Here is a 6,137-nt window from a genome sequence, read left to right as displayed (position 1 = left end):
AGACTGGGGCTGGCAGGGCCCGGCCCGGACCTGGTCGTAGGGGATGACCGGTGTGCGGCCGGGGCGTACGACGACCGGGAGACTCGCATGCTCGCAGCTCACACGCTCCCCCTCGTCCCTTTCGTCAGGGAGCCCGCCGGGATGGGGCCGGTGGGGTGGGCGTTGCTGTGTGTGCTGCCGCTGGTGGTGGTCGCGCTGTGGACGGTGCGTGTCGTCAGGGCGGATGAGCGGCTGGTGGTGCACCGGCTGGGCCGGGTCGACGGTGTGCGGGGGCCTGGGCTGGTGGTGGTGTGGCCGGTCGTGGAACGCGCGGTGCGGGTGTCGTTGCGGCTGATGTCGCTGGATGTGTTCTGTGCCGAGGCGGTCACCCGTGACGGGGTGACGGTGCGGGTCAGGGGCGGCGCCGTGGCCGAGGTGAGCGATCCGGTCCGGTTCGCGATGACGATGGACGGGCCGCTGGTGGCGGCCACGGTGGCGGCCGAGCGGGAGGTGCGCCGCCGTATCGCCGACGCCGATCTGGCGGATCTGCCGGCGATGGTGAGCCGCGGCGGCTCGGAGGTGGCCGAGCGGGTCAGTGAGACGACGAGCAGGTGGGGGGTGCGTGTCACGCTCCTGGACATCGACGATGTGCAGGTCCCGTTGCGGGGCGAGCTGATCGCCTGGGCGGACCGGCTGCGGGAGACGCGTCCGGGTGGGTAGGGGATGGTCTGACCGAGCCTTCGAGGTGCCGCGATGAGCCTGCAGCAGTTGTACGCGGCGTTGCTCGCCGGCGGGGTCGTCCTGCTGGCCGGTATCGCCGCGGCGCGTACGGCGAGCAGGCTGGGACTACCCGGCCTGCTGCTGTTCCTTGCGCTGGGTGTGCTGCTGGGCGAGGACGTTCTCGGGATCGATTTCGACGATGCGGGGCTGGCGCAGACGCTCGGCACCTCGGCTTTGGCGATCATTCTCATCGAGGGTGGCCTGAGCACGCGGTGGAGTGATCTGCGGCGGCTGGTGCTGCCGTCGGCGTTGCTGGCCACGGTGGGTGTCGCGGTCAGTGTGCTGGTGACCGCGGCGGGCGCGCATCTGCTGCTGGGCATGGACTGGCAGCTGGCGTTGCTGCTGGGGGCGATCGTGTCGTCCACGGACGCGGCGGCGGTGTTCTCGGTGTTGCGGGTGTTGCCGCTGCCGCGCCGGGCGGCGGGGCTGGTGGAGGCGGAGTCGGGGTTCAACGACGCGCCGACCGTCATTTTGGTGCTGGTGTTCAGCACCGCGGCGGTGGATCTGCCGGGGCCGGTGGCTGTGGCGGGGCAGATCACGTACCAGTTGGTGGCGGGTGCGGTGATCGGGTTGCTGATCGGGTGGGCGGGGACGGCGGCGTTGCGTTATGTGGCGTTGCCGGCGACGGGCCTGTATCCGCTGGCCACGTTGGGGCTGGGTGTGATCGCGTTCGCGGCGGCGGGTGGTGCGGGCGCGTCGGGGTTCATGGCGGCTTATCTGGCGGGCATCGTGCTGGGTAACGCGGTTCTGCCGCACCGGGCGGCGACGCGTTCGTTCGCCGAGGGGGTCGGCTGGCTGGCGCAGATCGGGTTGTTCGTCATGCTGGGGTTGCTGGTGAATCCGAGTGAGCTGGGGTCGGCGTTGCTGCCGGCGACGGTCGTCGGGTTGGTGCTGCTGCTGGTGGCCCGGCCTGTGTCGGTGGTGGCGTGTCTGTTTCCGTTCCGTACGAGCTGGCGGGAGCAGGCGTTCATTTCCTGGGCGGGGTTGCGCGGCGCGGTGCCGATCGTGCTGGCGACGTTCCCGATCGTCGCGGCGGTGCCGGGCAGTCAGCAGTTGCTGAACATCGTGTTCGTGCTGGTGGTGTTGTTCGTCCTGGTTCAGGGGCCGGTGCTGCCGGCGGTGGCCAGGCTGCTGGGCATCACTCAGCCGGGCCAGGCTAGGGAGGTGAGCATCGAGGCCGCTCCGCTGGATGTGCTGGGCGCCGATCTGCTGACGCTGACGGTTCCGCCCGGTTCGCGGCTGCACGGCGTGGAGATCTTCGAACTGCGGCTGCCCGCCCCTTCGAACGTCGTGCTGATCATCCGTGACGGCGACACCATCGTCCCCGAGCCTGTGACGTTGTTGCGGGAGGGCGACGATGTGCTCATCGTCACCACGAGCGACGCGCGCCAGCAGGTGGAGTGCCGGTTGCGCGCGGTTGCGCGGCGTGGCCGGCTGGCCCACTGGTACGGCGAGCGCGGCGACATCGATACCGATCCTGGCCGAGCGGCCAGCATGGAAGGAGAATCTGCGCAGTGGACATCAGCCACACGACGGTCCCGGGCAGCGGCATCGTCCATCACTACGACACCAGGCAAGGAGATCACGTCGGCGTCATGGTCTTCGACGACGGGCGGCGTGCCGTGATGGTCTACGACGGGGACGACGCCGACAGCCCGTCGCACGTGGTGGAGCTGGACGCCGACGAGGCCGACTGGGTCGCCGAGTTGTTGCACAGCCGTTCGCTGGCCGATCGGCTGTCGGCGGTGGAGCGGCGCCTGGCGCAGCTGGCCGGCGAGCGCTCCTGAGCGGTGGTTGTCCTGGCCGGGCGCGCCGCGCCCGGCACGTGTGAATACACTTGTCGAACGTGACTGCCAAGCCGCATATCCCCGATGTCCTGGCCGCTCGTTATGCCTCGCCCGAGCTGGCCCGCCTGTGGTCCGCCGAATACAAGATCGTCGCTGAGCGGCGGTTGTGGCTGGCGGTGCTGCGCGCCCAGGCCGAGCTGGGCGTGGCGGTGCCCGAGGAGGCGATCGCCGACTACGACAAGGTGGTCGAGCAGGTCGATCTGGCCTCGATCGCGGCGCGTGAGCGGGTGTCGCGGCACGACGTCAAGGCGCGTATCGAGGAGTTCAACGCGCTGGCCGGGCACGAGCAGGTGCACAAGGGCATGACCTCGCGTGACCTGACGGAGAACGTGGAGCAGCTGCAGGTGCGCGACAGCCTGCTGCTGGTACGCGACCGGACGGTGGCGCTGCTGGCCCGGCTGGCGCGGCTGGCGGGCGAGCACCAGGCCACGGTGGTGGCCGGCCGTTCGCACAACGTGGCCGCCCAGGCCACCACCTTGGGCAAGCGGTTCGCGACGGCGGCCGATGAGCTGCTGGTGGCTCACCGGCGGCTGGAGGAGCTGATCGGCCGCTACCCGCTGCGCGGGATCAAGGGGCCGGTGGGCACCGCCCAGGACATGCTCGACCTGCTGGGCGGTGACCGCGGCAGGCTGGCCGAGCTGGAGGAGCGGGTGGCCGCCCATCTGGGGTTCGCGCACCGGTTCACCAGCGTGGGGCAGGTGTATCCGCGTTCGCTCGACTACGAGGTGGTCACCGCGCTGGTGCAGCTGGCGGCGTCGCCGTCGTCGCTGGCCAGGACGATCCGGCTGATGGCCGGGCACGAGCTGGTCACCGAGGGGTTCAAGGATGGGCAGGTCGGCTCGTCGGCCATGCCGCACAAGATGAACACCCGCTCCTGCGAGCGGGTCAACGGCCTGACGGTCGTGCTGCGCGGCTACGCCTCCATGGTGGGCGAGCTGGCGGGCGACCAGTGGAACGAGGGCGACGTGTCCTGCTCGGTGGTGCGCCGTGTGGCGCTGCCGGACGCGTTCTTCGCCTTCGACGGGCTGGTGGAGACGATGCTGACGGTGCTGGACGAGTTCGGTGCGTTCCCCGCGGTGATCGCGTCGGAGCTGGACCGCTACCTGCCGTTCCTGGCCACGACGAAGATGCTGATGGCGGCGGTACGCGCGGGAGTGGGGCGCGAGCAGGCCCACGAACTGATCAAGGAGCATGCCGTGGCGGCGGCGCTGGCGATGCGCTCGCACGGCGCCGGCAACGACCTGCTCGACCGGTTGGCCGCCGACGCACGTTTCCCCCTCGGCCGCTCGCAGCTGGAGGAGCTGCTGGCCGACCGGGTGTCGTTCACCGGGGCGGCCGGCGAGCAGGTGACGGCGGTTCTGCGGCAGGTGGACGCGGTCGTGGCGGAACATCCGGAGGCGGCCTCGTACCGTCCCGGCTCCATTCTGTGATCCGCGAGCTGCGCTCCGCGGCCGAGGTGCGCGCGGCCTGCGGGGACGACGACCTGGTGGTGTGGGCGGCGCAGGGGCTGCGCGGCGGCGCGCGGGCGTGGGCGCTGGGCGACGCGGTGGCGGCGGCCAGCCCGCAGGTGTCACGGCGCGACCGGCTCGCGGTGCGGGGCGGCCCGGCGCAGGCCACCGAGCTGGTACGCCACGCGCTGGCGGAACTGGGCCCGTCGTACCGGCCGCTGGGTGAGGTGGCGCTGCTGCGGGAGGTGTCGGGCAGGCTGGCGGGGCTGCGGGTGGCCGGGGAGTTCTCGTGGATGAGCCTGGACACCGCCGCTTTCGACGCCCCTGCCGTCGGTGGCGCGGTGAACGGTGCCCGCACGGGAAGCCCGGCCCGGACGGCGGGCGTGCCGGCGGGCGTGCCGGCGGGCGTGCCGGCGGGCGTGCTGGGCCCGGCCGGTGGGCCTGGCAGTGGCGGGGTCCGTCCGGGTGAGGACGGTGTGGTCGGCTGGCTGGACGACGGTGACAGCGCTCAGGTCGCGGCGCTGCTGGCGGCTGAGGCTCCCTCGTCGTACGCGGTGCCCGGCCTGCCGGGGGTGCGGCGCTGGGCGGGCGTACGGGCCGGCGGGCAGCTGGTGGCGGTGGCGGCCGATGCCTGGTCGGCGCCCACGGTGGGTCTGCTGGCCGGGGTGGCGACGCGGGCCCGGCTGCGCGGCAGGGGCCTGGCCGGGCGGCTGTGCCGGTGGCTGTCGCGGGAACTGGTGGCGGCCTACGGGCGGGCGGCGCTCATGGTCGACGATGACAACCCGGCGGCCATCCGCGTCTACGAGCGGCTCGGTTACCGCAGGCGCCGGGTCGCGGGCGTCCAGGTGACGGGCTGAGCGGCCTGCCCGGCTTCGGATCAGTGTCCCGCCGGCGGCCCGATCGCGTGTCCTGCCGCGCTGCCGGATCGTCCTTGCGTGATGTGGGGAGCACATCGGTGTCGCAGCAGTTCCGTCCGACGCACCCGGATCCTTTGCCTGTCGAGCCGGCCACGCTCTACCTGATGGTCGGGCTTCCTGGCGCGGGCAAGACCACCCGGGCCGAAGAGCTCGCCGCGGCGCACCGCGCGCTGCGGCTGACCCCGGACGAGTGGATGATCTCCCTGTTCGGCGGGTCGCAGCCCGACGGCAAACGCGACGTCCTGGAAGGGCGGCTCATCGCGCTGGCCCTGCGAGCGCTGCACGTGGGCACCAGCGTCGTGCTCGACTTCGGGTTGTGGAGCCGCGAGGAACGGTCGGCACTGCGCTGGCTGGCGACCTCGGCCGGGGCGCTCTGCCAGGTCATCTACCTGCCCGTCGACAGGGACGTCCAACGCGCCCGGATCGCGCACCGCCAGGCGACCGCACCGCACACGACGTTCGCGATGACCCAGGACGCCATCGACGCGTGGCGCACGCGTTTCCAGGCCCCGGATGCCGCCGAACTCGGCGGCGGCGACATCCCCGGGCCGCCGCCGGGGTGGCCGGGCTGGCCGGAGTGGGCCGCGGGCCGATGGCCTTCGCTCGCGCCCGGTGATGCCGGCGCCGGGTGACCTCGGCCGCTCATCCCGGAGAGCTCGCGGGCCGGGCGCCCCCCAGAAAATTCAGGTGAGGTTGCGGCGGCGCTGGTGCACAGTGGACGGCGTGATGTCCGATTTTGTACCTGGTATCGAGTTGTCGCGGTCCTTCTACCGCGATGTGGTGGCGCCGCTCATCCCCGGGGTGAGGCACAGCGCCGCGCTGATAGGGCCGGGGTCGGAGGTGCTGAGGTTCGACACCGCCCGCTCCACCGACCACGACTGGGGGCCGCGGGTGTTGGTGTTCGTGCCCGGCGAGGCGGTGGCCGAGGTACGGGCGGCCGTGGAGGCGGGCCTGCCGGACCGGTTCGGCGGGCTGCCGACGGTGTTCACCTACCACGGGCAGGAACGCTCGGGGGTGACGGTGACCGAGCTGGGGGAGTGGCTGACCGGGCGGCTGGCGTTCGACCCCAGGCAGGGGGTGTCGCTGCTGGACTGGCTGTCGGCGCCGTGGCAGAGCCTGGCCGAGGTCACCTGCGGGGAGGTCTTCCACGACGGGCTGGGCTGGCT

General features: G+C 72.3%; 6 protein-coding genes and 1 pseudogene. All 7 read left to right on the top strand.

The window, feature by feature from the left end; genetic code table 11:
* Window positions 1-87 precede the first annotated feature (87 nt).
* Window positions 88-699: an SPFH domain-containing protein gene (locus tag E1295_RS46735; protein WP_132641640.1), complete on the top strand. Its 612-nt coding sequence runs from the start codon at window positions 88-90 to the stop codon at window positions 697-699.
* A gap of 33 nt (window positions 700-732) precedes the next feature.
* The gene (locus E1295_RS46730; RefSeq protein WP_132641638.1) at window positions 733-2,385 is read left to right on the top strand and encodes a potassium/proton antiporter; all 1,653 of its coding nucleotides are present in this window, start codon (window positions 733-735) and stop codon (window positions 2,383-2,385) included.
* Window positions 2,274-2,546 carry a cation:proton antiporter regulatory subunit gene (locus E1295_RS46725; protein ID WP_132641636.1) on the top strand — a complete coding sequence of 91 codons (273 nt, stop codon included), beginning with the start codon at window positions 2,274-2,276 and terminating at the stop codon, window positions 2,544-2,546. Before E1295_RS46730 ends, E1295_RS46725 begins: the two co-directional genes overlap by 112 nt.
* 59 nt (window positions 2,547-2,605) lie before the next feature.
* Entirely contained in the window at window positions 2,606-4,036 is a 1,431-nt protein-coding gene (purB, locus tag E1295_RS46720; RefSeq protein ID WP_132641634.1) for an adenylosuccinate lyase, read from the top strand.
* Entirely contained in the window at window positions 4,033-4,911 is an 879-nt protein-coding gene (locus tag E1295_RS50540; RefSeq protein ID WP_220449251.1) for a GNAT family N-acetyltransferase, read from the top strand. The genes purB and E1295_RS50540 overlap by 4 nt, the downstream gene beginning before the upstream one ends.
* A 134-nt stretch (window positions 4,912-5,045) precedes the next feature.
* Window positions 5,046-5,603, top strand: coding sequence for a P-loop nucleotide/nucleoside kinase family protein (locus tag E1295_RS46710; RefSeq protein ID WP_246081233.1), 558 nt, complete (start codon window positions 5,046-5,048; stop codon window positions 5,601-5,603).
* A gap of 94 nt (window positions 5,604-5,697) precedes the next feature.
* Window positions 5,698-6,137: pseudogene (locus tag E1295_RS46705) on the top strand (DUF4037 domain-containing protein); the annotation flags it as partial.

The organism is Nonomuraea mesophila (assembly GCF_004352805.1).
In the GTDB taxonomy this organism is placed as follows: domain Bacteria; phylum Actinomycetota; class Actinomycetes; order Streptosporangiales; family Streptosporangiaceae; genus Nonomuraea; species Nonomuraea longispora.
Note: the sequence above shows the minus strand (reverse complement) of the source record. Positions and strands in the feature narration are given on the sequence as shown.

Excerpts from the sequence above, each read along its gene's own strand:
- E1295_RS46730 (WP_132641638.1), top strand. The coding sequence starts at position 733 with ATGAGCCTGCAGCAGTTGTACGCGGCGTTGCTCGCCGGCGGGGTCGTC.
- E1295_RS46735 (WP_132641640.1), top strand. The coding sequence starts at position 88 with ATGCTCGCAGCTCACACGCTCCCCCTCGTCCCTTTCGTCAGGGAGCCC.